At 71.9% G+C, this 16691-nt stretch carries 17 protein-coding genes and 1 pseudogene; 9 read left to right on the forward strand and 9 right to left on the reverse strand.

From position 1 onward, the window contains the following. Positions 1-8 precede the first annotated feature (8 nt). On the reverse strand, positions 9-1046 hold the full coding sequence (locus IGS69_RS01610; protein ID WP_190896208.1) for an AurF N-oxygenase family protein: 1038 nt from the start codon (positions 1044-1046) through the stop codon (positions 9-11). Between the two features lie 77 nt (positions 1047-1123). Then, a complete protein-coding gene (locus IGS69_RS01615; protein ID WP_190896211.1) occupies positions 1124-1852 on the reverse strand; it encodes a TauD/TfdA family dioxygenase in 729 nt (242 codons plus the stop codon). Between the two features lie 263 nt (positions 1853-2115). Here IGS69_RS01615 and IGS69_RS01620 point away from each other — a divergent pair, with 263 nt between their 5' ends. Continuing rightward, on the forward strand, positions 2116-2568 hold the full coding sequence (locus IGS69_RS01620) for a GNAT family N-acetyltransferase (RefSeq protein WP_190896213.1): 453 nt from the start codon (positions 2116-2118) through the stop codon (positions 2566-2568). A gap of 75 nt (positions 2569-2643) precedes the next feature. Here the strand turns inward: IGS69_RS01620 and IGS69_RS01625 are convergent. Beyond that, positions 2644-3173, reverse strand: a pseudogene (locus tag IGS69_RS01625) (transposase); the annotation flags it as partial. A gap of 9 nt (positions 3174-3182) precedes the next feature. On the opposite strand from IGS69_RS01625, the gene IGS69_RS01630 reads away from it, so the two are divergent. Next, positions 3183-3413, forward strand: coding sequence for a hypothetical protein (locus tag IGS69_RS01630; RefSeq protein ID WP_190896214.1), 231 nt, complete (start codon positions 3183-3185; stop codon positions 3411-3413). A 6-nt stretch (positions 3414-3419) separates the two neighbouring features. Here the strand turns inward: IGS69_RS01630 and IGS69_RS01635 are convergent, their stop codons facing one another. Then, entirely contained in the window at positions 3420-4280 is an 861-nt protein-coding gene (locus IGS69_RS01635) for an aldo/keto reductase (RefSeq protein ID WP_190896216.1), read from the reverse strand. A 175-nt stretch (positions 4281-4455) separates the two neighbouring features. Between IGS69_RS01635 and IGS69_RS01640 the strand changes: the two genes are divergently transcribed. Next, complete coding sequence (locus IGS69_RS01640; RefSeq protein ID WP_190896218.1) at positions 4456-4866, forward strand: VOC family protein; 411 nt, start codon at positions 4456-4458, stop codon at positions 4864-4866. Positions 4867-4915: 49 nt separating this feature from the next. Here IGS69_RS01640 and helR read toward each other — a convergent pair whose 3' ends face one another. Then, a complete protein-coding gene (gene helR, locus IGS69_RS01645) occupies positions 4916-7084 on the reverse strand; it encodes an RNA polymerase recycling motor ATPase HelR (RefSeq protein ID WP_190896220.1) in 2169 nt (722 codons plus the stop codon). Positions 7085-7289: 205 nt separating this feature from the next. Between helR and IGS69_RS01650 the strand changes: the two genes are divergently transcribed. Next, complete coding sequence (locus tag IGS69_RS01650) at positions 7290-8165, forward strand: Gfo/Idh/MocA family protein (protein WP_190896223.1); 876 nt, start codon at positions 7290-7292, stop codon at positions 8163-8165. A 72-nt stretch (positions 8166-8237) separates the two neighbouring features. Here the strand turns inward: IGS69_RS01650 and IGS69_RS01655 are convergent, their stop codons facing one another. Continuing rightward, a complete protein-coding gene (locus tag IGS69_RS01655; protein WP_190896225.1) occupies positions 8238-9131 on the reverse strand; it encodes a GNAT family N-acetyltransferase in 894 nt (297 codons plus the stop codon). A gap of 313 nt (positions 9132-9444) precedes the next feature. On the opposite strand from IGS69_RS01655, the gene IGS69_RS01660 reads away from it, so the two are divergent. Then, positions 9445-10545: a PP2C family protein-serine/threonine phosphatase gene (locus IGS69_RS01660; RefSeq protein WP_385862560.1), complete on the forward strand. Its 1101-nt coding sequence runs from the start codon at positions 9445-9447 to the stop codon at positions 10543-10545. 67 nt (positions 10546-10612) lie between these two features. Here the strand turns inward: IGS69_RS01660 and IGS69_RS01665 are convergent, their stop codons facing one another. Continuing rightward, positions 10613-10849, reverse strand: a complete 237-nt coding sequence (locus IGS69_RS01665) for a chaplin (RefSeq protein ID WP_190896229.1) — start codon at positions 10847-10849, stop codon at positions 10613-10615. Positions 10850-11068: 219 nt separating this feature from the next. Between IGS69_RS01665 and IGS69_RS01670 the strand changes: the two genes are divergently transcribed. Next, entirely contained in the window at positions 11069-11275 is a 207-nt protein-coding gene (locus IGS69_RS01670; protein WP_190896231.1) for a hypothetical protein, read from the forward strand. 137 nt (positions 11276-11412) lie between these two features. On the opposite strand, the gene IGS69_RS01675 is transcribed toward IGS69_RS01670, so the two are convergent. Further along, positions 11413-11904 (reverse strand): DUF5709 domain-containing protein, encoded by a 492-nt coding sequence (locus IGS69_RS01675; protein ID WP_190904344.1) that lies wholly within the window; start codon positions 11902-11904, stop codon positions 11413-11415. 411 nt (positions 11905-12315) lie between these two features. On the opposite strand from IGS69_RS01675, the gene IGS69_RS01680 reads away from it, so the two are divergent. Genes IGS69_RS01680 through IGS69_RS01690 form a run of 3 tightly spaced genes read left to right on the forward strand, consistent with a single transcriptional unit; the run spans position 12316 to position 14986 of the window. Then, positions 12316-13785, forward strand: coding sequence for an APC family permease (locus IGS69_RS01680; RefSeq protein ID WP_190896233.1), 1470 nt, complete (start codon positions 12316-12318; stop codon positions 13783-13785). Positions 13786-13796: 11 nt separating this feature from the next. Continuing rightward, positions 13797-14768, forward strand: a complete 972-nt coding sequence (locus IGS69_RS01685; RefSeq protein WP_190896235.1) for a hypothetical protein — start codon at positions 13797-13799, stop codon at positions 14766-14768. A gap of 35 nt (positions 14769-14803) precedes the next feature. Then, positions 14804-14986: a hypothetical protein gene (locus tag IGS69_RS01690; RefSeq protein WP_190896237.1), complete on the forward strand. Its 183-nt coding sequence runs from the start codon at positions 14804-14806 to the stop codon at positions 14984-14986. A gap of 115 nt (positions 14987-15101) precedes the next feature. On the opposite strand, the gene IGS69_RS01695 is transcribed toward IGS69_RS01690, so the two are convergent. Then, positions 15102-16580: a hypothetical protein gene (locus IGS69_RS01695; protein ID WP_190896239.1), complete on the reverse strand. Its 1479-nt coding sequence runs from the start codon at positions 16578-16580 to the stop codon at positions 15102-15104. Between the last annotated feature and the right edge of the window lie 111 nt (positions 16581-16691).

Below are 16691 nucleotides of genomic sequence, written 5' to 3' on the forward strand. Positions count from 1 at the left end.
GATTCCGCTCAGCGCGCCACGTAGGACTTGGACCAGTCGAACTCGACGAGTTCCTGGACGCCCATGCGCTCGATCAGGGTGTGCAGGCCCGTGTAGTCGCGGACCAGCCGGCTGCGGCTCTGCTCTGCCTGGCAGTCGTGCAGCATCTTGTGACCGCCCTCGACACCGACCAGGTCCATGATGCGATGCCAGGTCGTGTAGTCGGTCGCCACGAAGGCCTCCAGGCCTTCGAAGAGCATGTCGCGGAAGTAGCGCTGCTTCTTCTCATCGAGCCGGTCGTGGACGACTTCGGCGAGCACGGCGGAGATCGAGGCGTGGCAGTACTCGTCGCGGTTGTGCAGCTTGGCGGTGCTGCTGTTGATCGGTTGGATGTCCGGGTCGTCGGCGAGCAGGTCCAGGTACGCGTTGATGGAGATTTCCGACACCGTCGCGAACGCGAGGGTGGTCAGGGACTGCTGCCAGCGCTCGTGGGCGCTGTCGCGCAGGCGCTGGTGCTCACGCGCAGTGTGGGAGATCGGCAGTTCGTGATCGGGCATCGCCCAGCCGCGCTTGCGCCGGGTGACGGCGCTGGCGTTGAGGTGCATCAGCGTGTGGTACTGCTCGTCGACCATCGCCTGGGCCAGGGAGATGTTGAGCGCCTCGTCCTGGAGTTCGGGGTACTCGCCCTCCATGACCAGGGCGAAGGCGGGGTTGGCCACCTTCTGCTCGGCCATGATGGTGTGCCGGTTGTAGGCGATCCAGGCCCAGCTGAGCAGCTGGGTCTTCTTCGCGGGGTCCAACGCCCGGTACGTGGGGTGGTCGTGGAACGGCAGAATCCGCTCGGGGTAGTCGGGGCGGTCGAGCTCGAACAGGTCGTCGAGGTTCGGCTCGTCGCGCTTGACGGTGGCACGCCGGTGCCAGTTGCCGACCAGGCGGCCGATGACGGCGCTCTCGATCTGGTCGTCGGGGTCGTGGCGGGGTACGCCCTCGGGCAGTCCCCGGAGCTCCTCCGGCAGCCCGGTGGGGAATTGCTCGTCCTGAACCGGCGCGTTCCGGTCGTCAGTCATGCGTGGGCCTCACGTGATCGGTGTCTGTCGCGGGTGCATGTGCCACCGGTGACGGGGTGACTGGTGACGGGCGCGGTTCAGCGCTGGGCGGCGATCCAGTAGCGCGTGAGGTGGCGCCGATTGTCCCTGTAGGCCGAACGGGCGTGCACCATCCGCTGGTTGTCCCACACAAGGACGTGGTTCTCGGGGATGAGGACCGAGACGCGGTGCTCTCGGAAGAAGGCCTCGGCCTGTTCCGCGAGGTGGATACCGAAGCTGCCGAGCGGCAGTTGCTCCGGATCGACGGACGCGTCGACCGGCGGGTCGTACTGGCCGGTGGTCAGCAGGTTGTAGCTGAAGCGGAGGATCTCCTGGCCGCTGTCGGTGACCTCGACGACGGGGCGGCGGACGCCTTCGGTGCCGACTCCCCCGGTGTTGTGGCCGACCCAGTCGACGGTCTTTTCGTAGAGGGCGGCCCGGTCGCGGTCGGGCAATGAGGCGACGAACTGCCGCATGTCGGCGAGTTCGGTGTGGCCGCTGCCGCAGGTGGCCTGGACCCGGCAGTGCAGGGCCAGGTAGGTGGGCGGCGGGTTCCAGCCCGGCGCTTCTGTATGCACCAGGATCGTGTTGACGCTCTTGGAGTAGCGGCGCTCCTCGAACCCCGGAGCGGCCTGCACCTGGTAGCGCAGCGAGCCGTCGTACTGCGGGACCAGATCACCGAAGACGCCGACGGCGGCGGCCGCCTCCTCGTCCGTGGTGATCCCCTCGAGCAGCGTGTACCCCTGCTCTGCAAGTTCCCGGGTGTGCATATCAAGGGCCGTAGACATGTAGGAATCCCCCATCCCTGATGGAAACGCGCTGACCGACGAAGTGTTCGAGATCATGCCGTCGGCGTACCCGGAGTGATCATCTGTGAGCAGTGGGTTGTGCCGCAACGGCTCGCATTGTGAGATGACTCACGGAACCAAATGCCACGACTCGCTTCTCAAAGCGGCGCCTTTCCGCAGGTGAACGGGAGCAGAACAGTGCGGTAAGGAGGCGGAGTTGGAATCCTCCCCCGGCGAGATTCCGTCCGGTTAACATGCACCGCATGACGAATATCGACATCCGTCCGGCATCGCGGGATGACATCCCGGACATCGTGGCCATGCTCGCCGACGACGCGCTGGGGGCGACCCGCGAGTCTCCCGAGGACCTGTCTCCCTACCAGTCAGCATATGAGCGGTTGCAAAGAGATCCGAACCAGCTGTTGGTCGTTGCCGAGTCGGACGGCAGAGTCGTCGGCACTCTCCAGCTCACGATCATTCCTGGACTTTCACGCAAGGGTTCGACTCGCTCGATCATCGAGGGCGTACGCGTGCACAGCTCCCAGCGGGGGCACGGCCTCGGTGCCCGACTTATCGAGTGGGCGATCGAGGAGTCCGGCCGCCAGGGCTGCCAACTGGTCCAGCTGACCTCGGACTCGGCCCGCACCGACGCCCACCGCTTCTACGAGCGCCTGGGCTTCGCTGGTTCGCACGTCGGTTTCAAACTGCAGCTCTGACTGGCCCTGATGTCGCGCCGAAGGGCCGGGACCGATGCGAGGCAGGGGGAACGGACTGCGCTTCAGGACTCCTGACTGGCCCTGACAAAGCCTCTGGACGCGGCGGGGCGTGATCAGGCGGACGGCGATGCCGAGGAAGGCTTCGTGGATGTCGTCGCGTCGTTCCCGGCGGATGCGCAGGCGGCGGATGCCGTGCAGCCAGGAGATCGTCCGCTCGACGACCCAGCGGAAGGTGACCGGGCCGGTGCCGTGAGGCCGGCCGGGACCGCTGTTGGGCCCCGGCGTGCGGCCCGGACGTGGGAGGGGTCGGTCACCGCCCGCGACCAGTCCAGCTGGTTCTTCGAGGGGCGCTTGTTCAGCAGCAGCTGGTGCAGCTGGTCCCACACGCCGGCCTCGTTCCAGGCCGCAAGGCGCCGCCAGCACGTCATGCCCGAGCCGAAGCCCAGCTCCTGCGGGAGGTACTCCCACTGGATGCCCGTGTGTAGGGCGAACCTTCCGGGTGGCGGCTTGTCACCGGCGCGCCGCCCGCCCGGGCTCCGGCGCGAGAGGGGGTCCGTACCGCTTCTGGACGCCATCGAGCTGCGGACCGGCCGTTTCGGGAGCATGGTGGGGCTATGGACGGTCAACCCCCTGTGGTCGTGCAGCCGCCCGCGACGGACGGCGGACGGCTGGTGACCATCCGCGGCGAGCGCATCGGCGTCGCCTACAGCCTCTTCGACGTACTGGACCTGCTGCACCGCGAGGGCCTGCCCACGGCCGACACGGCCGTGGACGACACCGAGCTGATCGAGTGGCAGGGCGGCGGCCCGTACGACTGGAACAGCGGGGCGTCCGACGAGGCGTGAGCCCGCTTACGCCGGACCCGGGGCCTTGCCCGGCCCGGTCTCGGCGAACCCGTCGAGGCGGTCACGCTGGGCGGGCGTCAGTTTCAGTTCGGCCGCGGCGAGGTTCTCCTGAAGGTGCTCGACCCGGGCCGTTCCCGGGATGGGCAGGACGACCGGGGCGCGGTCGAGGAGCCAGGCGAGCGCGACCTGCGTGGGCGTGGCCCCGAGCTCGGCCGCAACGGCGGCGATCCCGGCCTCGGCCCCCGTGTTCCCCCAGGCCACCGGCCGCCACGGCAGGAAGGCGATCCCGGCCGCCACGCACGCCTCCAGCACCGCCTCGTGCTCCCGGTCGAGGAGGTTGTAGCGGTTCTGCACGCTCACGACGTCGACGAGCTCCCGGGCCCGCTCCAGTTCGCCGACGGTGACCTCCGACAGCCCGATCCGGCCGACCAGGCCCTCGGTCTGGAGCTCGCGCAGGGTGCCGAGCTGGTCGGCCAGCGGCGTCCCGGGGTCGATGCGGTGCAGCTGGAGCAGTTCGATCCGCTCGGTCCGCAGCCGCCGCAGGGCCTGCCGGACCTGGTCGCGCAGGATCTCCGGCCGTCCGTCGAGCCTCCAGTCGCCGCCGGGACCGGTGGGCGCGACACCGACCTTGGTGGTGATCAGCAGGCCTTCCGGGTAGGGGTGCAGGGCCTCGGCGAGGAGTTCCTCGTTGGCCCCGCCGCCGTACAGATGTGCCGTGTCGATCAGCGTGACGCCCAGCTCCACGGCCCGCCGGGCCACCGCCAGGGCGTTCTCGCGGTCGGGGCCGGGCCCGGTGGGCAGATGCATGGCCCCGAAACCGAGCCGCCGTACGTCCAGGTCCCCGCCGATGCGGAACGTCGATGCCATGAGCCGCCGTCTCCCCCTCTGCTCAAGCGGCCACGCTAACAGGGTGGTTGGCGCGGACACCGGCTGCTGCCACACCCGGTCCCGCCGCGGCTCCCGGCACGCTCGACGAGCCGTTGTCGGTGCCGGGCGCTACGCTGCGCGGAAGCTACCCTTTGCCCCCTTCTGGGAGGTTCTCATGGCCTCGCGTCTCAACCCGTACCTCAGCTTCAACGGCGAAGCCCGGCAGGCGATGGAGTTCTACAAGGAAGTCTTCGGCGGCACGCTCGACCTCAACAGCTACGGAGACTTCGGGCAGGCCGACGCCCCCGACGCCGACAAGATCATGCACGGCATGCTGGAGACGCCCAGCGGCTTCACCCTGATGGGCGCCGACAACCCGCCGGGCATGGAGTCCGAGCAGGGCGGCTCCTACTCCGTGAGCCTGAGCGGTGACGACGACGCCGAGCTGCGGGGCTACTGGGAGAAGCTGTCCGAGGGCGGCTCGGTGTCGGTGCCGCTGGAGAAGCAGATGTGGGGCGACGTGTTCGGCATGTGCACGGACCGCTTCGGCGTTCCCTGGATGGTCAACATCAGCGCACAGAGCTGAGCGGCCGAGCGGGAGCCGCCCGCCGGGGCACTCCGCCCGGGCCGGAGCGTCAGGAGCTCGTCAGGACCACGAGCTCCTGCGTGGCCCGGGTCATCGCCACGTAGTGGTCGACGGCGCCTTCGACACCGTCGGCCCCTTCGCCGAAGTTCTCCGGATCGACGAGCACGACCAGGTCGAACTCCAGCCCCTTCGACAGTTCCGGGGTGAGCGACCGGACGCGGGGCGAGGCCGGGCGGAACCCGCGATCGCCGATCACACAGGCGATCCCCTCGGAGTGCGCGGCCAGCCAGGTGTCCAGGACCGACGTCAGCTCCGCGGCGGACCCGTGGCGGACGGGGACGCCGCTGCCGCGGATGGACGTCGGCACGTTGGCGTCCGGCAGGGCGGCCCGGATGACCGGCTCGGCCTCCGCCATGATCTCGGCGGGCGTCCGGTAGTTGATGCTCAGGGCGGCCAGCTCGACCCGGTCCAGACCGATGCGCTCCAGCCGTTCCCGCCACGACTCCGTGAACCCGTGCCGGGCCTGGGCGCGGTCCCCGACGATGGTGAAGCTCCGGGACGGGCAGCGCGGCAGCAGCATCTGCCATTCCGCGTCGGTCAGTTCCTGCGCCTCGTCCACGACGATGTGCGCGAACGGCCCGGCGAGCCGGTCCGGGTCGGCGGTGGGCAGGGCGCTGTCGTCGACGAGGGAGTTGCGCATGTCCTGCCCGTGCAGCATGACCAGCACGCCTTCGCCGTCGTCGTAGGTGTGGGCCTCCAGCAGGTCGTCGATGACGTCGGCCATGCGGTCCTGCTGTGCGGCCACAGCGGCCTCCTGCCGGCGCCTGCGCCCTGAGGCCCCCGGGTCGCCGAGCCGCCGGCGTGCCGCGTCCAGCAGCGGCAGGTCGGAGACGGTCCAGGCCTGCGGCTCGGCGCGTTGCAGGGTGCGCACCTCGTCACGGTCGAGCCAGGGCGCGCACATCCGCAGATAGGCGGGCACGGACCAGAGGTCCCCGACGAGGTCGGCCGCCTCGAGCAGCGGCCAGGCGCGGTGGAAGACCGTGAGCAGCTCCCGGTCGCGCGCCAGCGCCTTGCGGAGCAGGTCCTCCGGGGCGTCGCCCTCGTGCTTGCCGACGCAGATCGTGAGGAGTTCCTCCCAGACCTGGTCGCGCGCCTCGTTGTGCGGAGTGCCGGGTTCCGCAGCCTGGAACGCCGTGGCCCAGTCGCGGGCGCCGAGGCGGATGTCGGACCAGTGGGTCGTGACCGTCATCGCCTCGGTGGGCGGTTCCTCGTAGAAGCGGACGGCCTTCTCGATGGCCCGCACCATGTCGGCGGTCGACTTCAGGCGGGCCACCTCGGGGTCGGTCTCGGCCTCGGCGGTGGCGCCCTCGTCGACGAGGTCGCGCAGGATGCAGGTCTGCACGCCTTCCTCCCCGAGGCTGGGCAGGACGTCGGAGACGTAGGACAGGTACGGCCGGTGGGGGCCGACGAAGAGCACGCCGCCCCGGCGGTGCTGCCCGAGGCGCGGGTCGGAGTGGAGGAGGTAGGCGGAGCGGTGCAGGGCGACGACGGTCTTGCCGGTGCCCGGGCCGCCGTCGACGACGAGGGCGCCGCGGGACCCGGCGCGGATGATGGCGTCCTGGTCGGCCTGGATGGTGCCGAGCACGTCCCGCATGCGGGGCGAGCGGTTGGTGCCGAGGCTCGCGATGAAGGCGGACTGGTCGTCGAGCGCGGCGTGCCCTTCGAAGCCGTCGGCGGTGAACACCTCGTCCCAGTAGTCGACGATCCGCCCGTCGGTCCAGCGGTACCTGCGCCTGCTCGCCAGGCCCATCGGGTCGGCGTGGGTGGCGCCGAAGAACGGCTCCGCGGCCGGGGACCGCCAGTCGACCAGCAGCCGGCGTCCCTCGCTGTCCGTGAGGCCGAGCCGCCCCACGTAGACGGGCCCGGAGCCGTCCGCGGCGACCATGCGCCCGAGGCACAGGTCCAGTCCGAAGCGGCGCAGGGCGCGCAGACGGGTGGTGAGGCGGTGGATCTCGGCGTCCCGGTCCATGGCCTGCCGGCCCTTGCCGCCGGGTGCCCTGCGCTCGGCGTCCAGACGGTCGGACAGTTCGGCGATCGACTGCTCCAGGCAGTCGGCGACGGCGGCGAAGTGCCGTTCGTCCCCGGCGATCGACGCGGGGGCGGCCTTGTGCGCGAGGCGGTCGGGAAGGTCGAACGCGCTCGTGGTCGCAGGGGTCACGTCATGCTCCCGTTTCCGCAGGTCATGGGCTTAGGCGGGACATTGTGCGGGAGCCGGGGGGCCTTGCCGCAAGGCCCCCCGTGGGCTATAACTTGAGACAGGCGAGGAGAACACTCCTTGCCTTTTCTGTTGCCCGCCCCTTGTTGCGGGCCTGCCGTTCGCGTGTGGCACGCTCGTCGTTCCGACAGTGTGGAGAGGCGGCGGCATGCGCATAGGACTGCTCGGCACCGGACCCTGGGCGCAGCTGGCCCACGCACCCGCGTTGAGCGGGCATGAGCAGTTGGACTTCGCGGGAGTGTGGGGGCGTCGCCCCGAGGCGGCCAAGGAGCTGGCGGAACGGCACGGCGTCCGCGCCTACGACGACGCCGACGAACTGTTCGCCGACGTGGACGCCGTCGCGGTGGCGCTGCCGCCCGAGGTACAGGCCTCACTCGCCGCCCGGGCGGCGCGGGCCGGGTGCCATCTGCTGCTCGACAAGCCGCTCGCGCCGACACCAGCGCAGGGGCGGGCCGTGGTCGAGGCCGCCGCGGAGGCCGGTGTCGCCTCGGTCGTGTTCTTCACGACCCGCTTCCAGCCCGAACCGGCGGCGTGGATCGCCCAACAGGCGGCGGCGCGGGGCTGGTTCACGGGGCGGGCCGAATGGCTCGGCGCGGTGTTCACCAGCGAGAGCCCCTTCGCGACGCCGTGGCGGCGGGAGAAGGGCGCCCTGTGGGACGTCGGCCCGCACGCCCTGTCCGTGCTGCTGCCGGTCCTCGGCGACGTCCGGCGGGTGACGGCGGCGGCGTACGGCCCCGGCGACACGGCGCATGTCGTCCTGGACCACACCGGTGGCGCGTCGAGCACCCTCACCCTGAGCCTGACGGCACCGCCGGCCGCGGCCGGTGCCGCCGTGGAACTGCGGGGAGAGGCCGGGGTCGCGACGCTGCCGGACAGCGCCGACGGGGCGGTGCCCGCGCTGAAGCGGGCGGCGGACGCGCTGCTCGCCGCCGCCCGCACCGGCCGCCCGCACGCCTGCGACGCGGCGTTCGGCCTGAGGGTGACGGAGATCCTCACGGCGGCTCAGGAACTGCTGAACGACTGAGCGCGCCGTGACGGCCCCGGCCTCCGGTATCCCGTTCGGCCGGGGCGAGTTCGCGGGCGTGCGCCCCGGTTCCTACACCGAGGGCGGGTCGAAGTTGAGCCGCTCCTTCACCACCGGGTAGCCGGCCTTGGCGAAGTTCGCCGCCATGGGAACGTTGCCCCGGTCCGTCGCCCCGGTGACGGCCTCCGCCCCCTGCTCGACGAGGAAGTGGGTGCACTCGGCCAGGAGGTCGTAGGCGTAGCCGTGTCCGCGGTGTTCCGGCACGACGCCGATGAAGCCGATGCAGGGGCCCGACGGGTTGTGGGCCGGGATGTGGACGCCGGCCAGGTCGCCCTGCGCCGTGTACGCGGTCTGCCACCACTCGCGCGGCGACGGGCACCAGTGGAAGAAGTCGAGTTCCTCCTGGGCCGCCTGGTCGGTTCCGCCCTGCTCGATGGCCTTGAGCGCGTGGGCGTCCAGGGTGACGGAGTGGATGCGGCGCAGCGCGTCGAAGAACACGGCGTCGTCCGGTTCGGCGCGGAACTTCAGGCGCCCGGGCCGCTCGGGCAGGCCGTGCCCGGGGGTCCACCGGTACAGGAAGCGTTCGACCAAGAGGTCGTAACCGGCCTTCCGGGCGGCCGTGAAGCAGGTTTCCGCGGCGCTGCGCAGGGCAGGGTCGTCGCGCCAGCCGGCGGGCAGGTTCAGCTCCAGTTCGACCTGCCAGGGGGCGGAACGCAGGAGCGCGGCGCCCGCCTCCTCCTCGCCGTCGGCCACGTCGAACCAGTTGACGTTGAGGGGTTCGGTGTCGTCGGGGCCGCCCCACCAGGCGCCGCGGGCGACGACACGGCCGTCGCGCAGGGCCACCCGCTTCCACTCGGGGCGGTGCCGGGTCGTGCGGTGGCCCTCACGGGCGCCCAGTGGGTCGGGCAGGGTGTCGAAGAGTCCGGCGTCGCTCGGGTCGAGCGCGCGGATGACCACATCGGTCATGGGATGTCCTCCGGGACGCATACTGCTCGGAGCGCTCCCGGTGGGTCAGTCGAGGCACGCCGGGACAACGGGGAGGGAGCGCGGGATCGGTGTGAACGGCACGGCTCTGCCCTCCTTCCGCTGGTCTCGGGGCGTGGCGCGCCACACGCTACGGGATCTCCCGACGGGCCGTCCATCGGTTTTCGGGCCCGGCTCCCACCTGGGCATCCGGCCGGCGCCGGATGCCCTTCCCGCCGTGTCCGGGGGCCCCGCTGGGGTGCGGGCCCGGCGTGCGGCGGGCGGTCGGCCGTTGCAGCGTGGTGGTGTGAGCAGTGTGCGCGGCCGGCCGGCACGCCGGGATCCGTACCGGCGGGGCTGGCTGCGCGGCGCACCGCCGCCCGTCTGGGCCCGGGTGCTGCCGTCGGCGCTGCTGGTGGGCGTCTGCCTGGCGGAGCTGGTCAGCCCGGAGCCGCTCGACATCGGCTTCCTGCTGGGCGCCATCCCGCCGCTGGCCGTGCTGGCACACGGACCGGTGGCGACCGCGGTGCTCGGCGCGCTGGTGGTGGTCGTGCTGACCGTGCCGGTGTTCAATCTCGACGACCCGGGCAGTACCGACCTGCTGACCGTGTGCTTCGTCTCGGTGCTGAGCGTGCTGCTGTCGTACGTCCGCTCCCGGCGGGACGCGCAGCTGGTCACCGAGCGGACCGTCGCCGAGGTCGCGCAGCGGGCCGTCGTACCGCTGCTGCCGGAGCGGGTCGGGCCGGTGCGGTGTGCGGGGCTGTACCGGGCCGCGCAGCGCGGGACGCTGGTCGGCGGCGACTTCTTCGACGTACGGGCGGGCCCCTACGGCGTACGGGCGGTGATGGGCGATGTGCAGGGGCACGGGCTGTCGGCCGTGGCCACGGTCGCGTCGCTGCTGGGGGCGTTCCGGGAGGCGGTGCTGGACCAGCCGGACCCGGAGGCGGTGGCGGCCCGGCTCGACCGGAGGCTGGCGGTGGACTCGGCGGACGACCCGCATGCCGAGCTGTTCGCGACGGCGGTGCTGCTCGACTTCTCCGCCGACGCCCGGGTCGTGCGGATCGTGGCGTGCGGGCAGGCCGGACCGCTGCTGCTGCGGGACGGGAAGGCCGTCGAGCTGGACGTCGAGCCGTGCACGCCGCTCGGTCTCGGCCTCGCCGGGGCCGCCCCGCCCCGGGCCGTCTCGGTGCCGCTGAGGGCGGGTGACCGGCTCTTCCTCGCCTCCGACGGGGTGACCGAGGCCAGGGACGCGGGCGGGGTCTTCTACCCGCTGGCCGAACGGCTGCCGGACCTCGCCGCCGAGGACCCGGTCGCACTGGCCGAACGGGTGTGGACCGACCTCGTCCGGCACTGCCCCGATGTGCAGGACGACGTCACGATGCTGGTGCTCGCGCCGCGTCCGCAGGAGGAGCCCTGACAACGGCGGCCGGCGGCGGCCCGCGAGGTGCGCGGGCCGCCGCCGGCGGGGTCGTGCGACCGGTACGTCAGTCCTTGATCGTGCACTCGTTGCCGAACGCCGGGTTGAGCAGCCCGATCACGTTGATCGAGTTGCCGCAGACATTGGCGTTGACCTCGACCGGGATCTGGACGACGTTGCCGGAGAGGAAGCCGGGGCTGTCGGTGGCGACACCGATGGTGCCGTCGTCCGCGCTCGCCGTACCGGCGAAGGCCAGCAGGGCGGCGCAGGCCAGACCCGCCGCGGCAGTCACACGTGTGCGCATGGGTAAAGCTCCTGTCAGTCGCAGGGACACGTGTCTCCACCGTCACCCGGAGTGAGCCGACGCGACATCGGTGAGCGTCCGAACGGGGTGCGCGCGGTCCGGCGGGCCCGCCGTCGCGCTCTCCGGATGCACGCCGCGCTCCCGCGGGGAATGGTGATAGCGGACCCGTTTTTCAGCACCGGGGCCGCACCAGCGATCCGGACCCTAGGAGCAGAGAACATGTCGACGTCAGAGCCCGCCGCATCCCGGCCGTCCGAGGACCGCGCCACCCCGGACCACCTGCTCCACACCCACACCGGCACCGACGTGTCGCCGGAGGACCTCGTCCTCGCCTCGGGCAAGGACCTCACCCCGCACAACCTCGAGTGGGCCAAGCGCAAGCTGGCGGCGGAGGGACCCACCGCCCTGGAGAAGCTGCTGCCCTAGCCGCCCCCCGGCACACGAAGGCCACCGGCCCGGCGCCGTCGCGTCCGGGTCCGGTGGCCTTCTGCGTGCGGCCTTCTGTGCGCGGTCTTCTGCGTGCGGCCTTCCGCGCGCGGCCTTCCGTGGGCGCGGCGGGCGGGTCACACCCCGGCGTCGTCCTCGGGCAGGTCCGTCTCGTCCTCCACCACGTGCACGGCGGCTTCCTCCGCACCCGCCGCTCCGCCGTCGATGCCGACGTCGGACGCGACGGACTCCTTCGTGGTGTCCGGGTGGGCGCCCTCGTCCGGGGCGACCAGGCGGCCGGCACGGGCGGTGCCCGCCTCGGGGTCCACCGGTTCGCCGTCGCTGTCCGGGGTGTCCCCCACGCCGTCCCCGGCCGGCTCCGCGGACACGTCGGGGACCTCCTGGGCCAGCCGTTCGTCGAGGGTCTCGCCCTCGTGCTGCTCCGCGGCGGTGGTGCCGCGCTTGGTGACGCCCAGGGGCTTCTCGGGCGGGGAGTAGCCCTCGTCGAGGGTGTCGTCGTACGTCCGCTCGTCGACGGCGTCCTGCAGGTCCAGCGGCGCGGCGTCCTCCTGCTCCTCGTTGGTCCCGGTGGGCTGGTACGCGTCGTCCGCCATCGGTTCGGGGCGCATCGGTTCCGTGCCCATCACTCCTGCCTCCCTGTCGCGCTGCGACGACTCGTTCGTCCGTGCTGTCCGTTCCGCGTTTCCCGTTACGCGGTCTCTAACCTCGGCGGATGATCCCCGGGCCGGGACGGCGCACCGAACGTCCCGCGGGCCGACGGGAGTCGAAACCCTGGGCGGGGCCGCACGTTACCCACCAGTCAATCTTGAAAGATCAATGAGCGGGACTATCATCACTCGCACACACGGTGTGACCGACTGCCGACGCGGCGGCAGCACGGTATCCACCACCCCGTTTTCATCGCTCCTGGGCCCGAGGCCACCCTTCTCCGTCCGGCGGCGAGTTCCACCCCCCACCCCCCAACGCTTCCGGGACGGCCTGCCCGCCTCCGGTCGTGCACAAGTGAAAGCGGCGCATCCATGAGCTACAGCAGGGGCAGAGGGCTGCAGGCCAATGTCCTCAGCACGTTCGACACCGTGGTGATGGCGGTCGCCGGCAGCGCACCGGCGTATTCGCTGGCCGCGACCACCGCCGTCCTCGTGGGCGCGGTGGGGCTGGCCAGTCCGGCCGCCCTGCTGTACTGCGCGATACCCATGCTGGGCATCGCCCTGGCGTTCAGCTACCTGGGCCGGATCGACGTCAACGCGGGCGCCAGCTACTCGTGGGTGGGGCGCACGCTCCACCCGTTCCTGGGCTTCATCAGCGGCTGGGCGCTGGTGATCTCGGCGACGATCTTCATGGTGGCCGGTTCGCTGCCCGCGGGGTCGATGACGCTCGCGCTCTTCGACGACGGCCTCGCGGACAACACCGCGCTGTCCACGGTGGTCGGCGCGGCCTGGTTCGTCATCATGCTGTGCGTGGTGCTGGGCGGCGCCCGGCTCACGGTGCGGGCGCAGCTGATCATGTCCGGCGTCGAGCTGGTCATCCTGGCGCTGTTCGCGGTGCTCGCCTTCTTCCACACGGACGACGCCCGCGCCTTCGACTGGTCCTGGCTCGGCTTCTCCCACTTCGACGGCATGGCCGGCTTCGCCTCGGGTGCGCTCATCGCCGCGTTCTACTACTGGGGCTGGGACGTCACCAGCAACCTCAGCGAGGAGACCCGCAACAGCCGCCGTACGACAGGACTCGCGGGGCTGATCGGCGTGGGCATCGTCTTCCTGCTGTTCGAGGTGTTCACCATCGCGGTGAACGTGATCCTGTCCTCGAAGCAGATCGAGGAGAACGACGCGAACGTGCTGGCGGTGCTCGGCGAGGAGGTCTGGCCCGGCTGGGGCGGCAAGCTGCTGATCGTGGCCGTGATGCTGTCCACCATCGCCACGCTGGAGACGACACTGATCCAGGTCACGCGCTCGCTGTTCGCGATGGGCCGGGACCGTACGATGCCGTCGGCGCTGGGCCGGGTGCACCGCCGGTGGAACACGCCCTGGGTGGCGATCGTCGTGGTCGGGTCGGTGGCGCTGGTGATGTTCATCGCCTCCAACGCCCTGGGCTCGGTGGGCGACATCCTCTCCGACGCCATCTCGGCGATCGGCCTGCAGATCGCGGTCTACTACGGTCTCGCGGGGCTCGCGGTGGTCGTCGCGTACCGGAAGATGCTGCTGAAGTCCCCGGCCCACTTCCTCTTCGGCGGCCTGTGGCCGCTGTGCGGCGCCCTGTTCATGTTCTGGGTGTTCGTGGAGTCGCTGGGCGAGCTGAGCAGCGCCGCGGTCACGATCGGCATCGGCGGGCTCGCGGTCGGGCTGATCCCGATGCTCTGGTACTGGCGGCAGGGCAGCGACTACTACCGGCCCGCGAAACTGGACGCCTCGCGCACGGTCGAGACGGACTACGTGCCCGGTGAACAGGACGGCCACGCGCGCGTCCACGAGGGTCTCTCCACCGACTTCTGAGGAGGACCCCGATGGCTCGAGGCAGTCTCCGACGTGGTTTCACCCCCGACTTCGACCCCGACTGCGGGGACACCGACCTCACCTCCGCCCGCCAGGACGTCGTGATCGGCCGCTGGCAGGGGCTGCGGGACCTGCTGGGCGCCACCGGCCGCGACTGGGCCGCCCGTGGGCACCGGATACGGCAGCTCGCGCAGGTGTGCGCGGGCAGTTCGACGGTGGAGTCCTGGCTCTCCGCGGACGCCCACAGCGCCGACGCGCTGGTGCTGCGGGCGGCGACGGAGACGGCCCGCACCTTCAACGTGGCCATCGCGGCGGGCCGGGGCGTGCCGATCGATCAGCACCGCGTGGACGCCGCGGTGCTGGCCTGCCTGACGGCGGCGGAAGCGTACCCGGAGGATCCGACGCCCTGGGTGTCGCTGATCTCGGTGGCGCGGCTGTACCCCTCGGGGGTCCGGCGGCAGGAACTGGGGCGCTGGTGGGACGAGTTGCACGGGCGCGACCGGTACAGCATCGAGGGGCACCTCCAGGTGCTGCACTACTACTCGGCGCGCTGGCACGGCACGCACGGCCTGATGTACGACTTCGCCCGGGACGCGGCGGGGGTGGCACCGCCCGGCTGTCCGCTGCCGGTGCTGGTCCAGTACGCCCGGGTCGAGGAGTACCGCTTCGCCCTGGACGCGGCTCAGGGCAGGCGCTCCGCCGTGGGCCTCTCGCAGCACTGGACCCACGACGGCGCCGTGCGCGACCTGCGGCGGACCTGGCAGCGCTGGGTCATGGGCCGGACGGAGACCTGGATCGCGCCCGCCGAGCTCCGCGACTTCAACTACCTGGCGCACGCGGCCTGCTGGGCGGGTGCCCGGGACATCGCGGGCATCCTGCTGGGCATGCTGGGGCCCCGCGCGACCCGCACGCCCTGGTCGTACACGGGCGACCCGGAGAAGCAGATCACCAAGTGGCGCAAGGAGCTGCGGCCGGGGACCTGAGCACCCGGCTGTAGTCTCCCCGCGGGGAGGGCGACATGGCTGATGACGACTGGTACGAGGACGGTGACGTGGTCCGTGAGGCCGCACGCGCGCGCCGGGCCGCCTGGGCCGGGATGTCCGTGGTGACGTGTCTGTTCGGTGCGGTCGTGCTCGTGGTGGCCGCCGTCGGCCTCGCGGTGATCCTCGCGCTCGCCTATGCCATGGCCGTCATGGACTGACGCCGCGCCCCGGCCCGGCCAGGTCCCCCGACCACTTCTCCGCGATGCGTCCGGCCCGCCACACGACCGTCGTCCGGGAGGCGGGGCCGGGTGCTGAGCAGCGCGCCGCGCTGCGTCAGGGGCCTGGCGCGACACGGACGTCCAGGTCCGAGATCCGGTGGACGGGCCAGGTGCGGGCATAGCGGGGCGGGGTGCCGCCGGCCGGTGCCAGGTGCGCGACCGGGAGGCGGTCCGCGGTGCGCAGCACGCCGGCCACGGTGATGTTCTCGTTGTTTCCGGACGTCGCCCCCGAGTTGCAGCCGGTGTAGTAACCGATCGGGATGGCCTCGTGGCCGGTGAGCAGGCAGGGCGGGCGGACGCCGAGCCGGTGCAGGGCGTCGGCGGTGCGGTCCCAGTCGCGGCGGCTCTCGGTGTTGCGCGTCACGGCGCCGTCCAGGACGGCGAGCTGCGCCGCGAGATGCCCGGCCAGGACGAGCGCGACCAGGGGGGCGGCCACCCGGCGCCATGATCCGCCCGGGCCCCTGACCAGGTGCCACAGGGCGTCGGCGACCGGGATCGCGAGCAGCGCGTAGGCCGGCTGGAGGAAGCGCGGGGCCGCGTAGCCGATCATGAAGAGGTACGGCAGCGCGGCCGTGGTGGCGCAGGCCAGCGGGACCAGGGTCCGTTCCAGACGGCGGGCCCGGGCCGCGACGACCAGCGCGAGGCCGGCCAGGACGGGCAGGGTGAACCACCAGAAGGTGACCAGCGGGGTGGGCATCGACCCGGTGCACGGCCGGCACAGGGCCCGTCCGCCCAGGCTGCGCAGCTGGTCGTCGACGGCGATCTGCCAGCCCAGTCCGCCCTGGATCCGGGAGGCCTCGGCCAGGCGCGCCCCCAGGCCGCCGTGGCTCAGGTACGCCTCGATCACCCAGGGCACGGCGCCCGCCGCGAGGCCCGCGGCGAGCCCGAGCAGGAGGCGCCAGTGGCGGCGCGCCAGGGCGAGGACGAGCAGCGGCACAGCCACGTAGACCGCGTCGGTGGGACGCATCCAGGCCATGAGCGCGCAGCCCGCCGCGAGGCCCCACAGAGCCCTTGAGGAGGAACGTTTCGCCCGGGTGCGCAGGAAGCAGCCGACGCTGATCAGGGCACCGATCGCGACCCAGTAGTTGGGCATGGCCTGCGGACCGTAGAAGAGGGTCACCCACAGGGAGGCGAAGAGGGCCCCGCCGGCCACCAGGACGCGGGTCGGGAACAGGCCGCGCCAGGAGCGCAGGGCCAGGTAGAGGGCGAGTCCGGACAGCAGCGCGAGGTAGACGCGCAGCAGGGGGACGGACGGCGACCAGGACGCGACGGGCGCGACCAGCAGCGAGACACCGCGGGAACGGGGGGCGCTGAAGAACGCCGCGGGGTGGTGCGAGGTGACCTGGCTGATGTAGACGATCTCGTCCCAGCCGAGGCCCAGGACGGGCCGGACCAGGGCGAGCTGCGCGATCGTGAAGACGGCGGCCAGGGCGGCGAGCGGGCGGTTGCCACGTGTCCACCGGGTGGTGCGCTGCCCGGCCGTCTGCACGCGTCTTCGCCGTCGTACCAGCATGGCGTTCGCGCCATCGGCCATGTTCCGCCCCTTACCCGTTGATCGAAAACACGATCAAGCTAACCCGCGGGGCGTGGGCGTGCAGGACGGAACTCGGCCAAGTGCCTGACCCGCACGTGGGTCAGCGGGCGC

The sequence above is a fragment of the Streptomyces tuirus genome, assembly GCF_014701095.1.
Lineage (GTDB): Bacteria > Actinomycetota > Actinomycetes > Streptomycetales > Streptomycetaceae > Streptomyces > Streptomyces tuirus.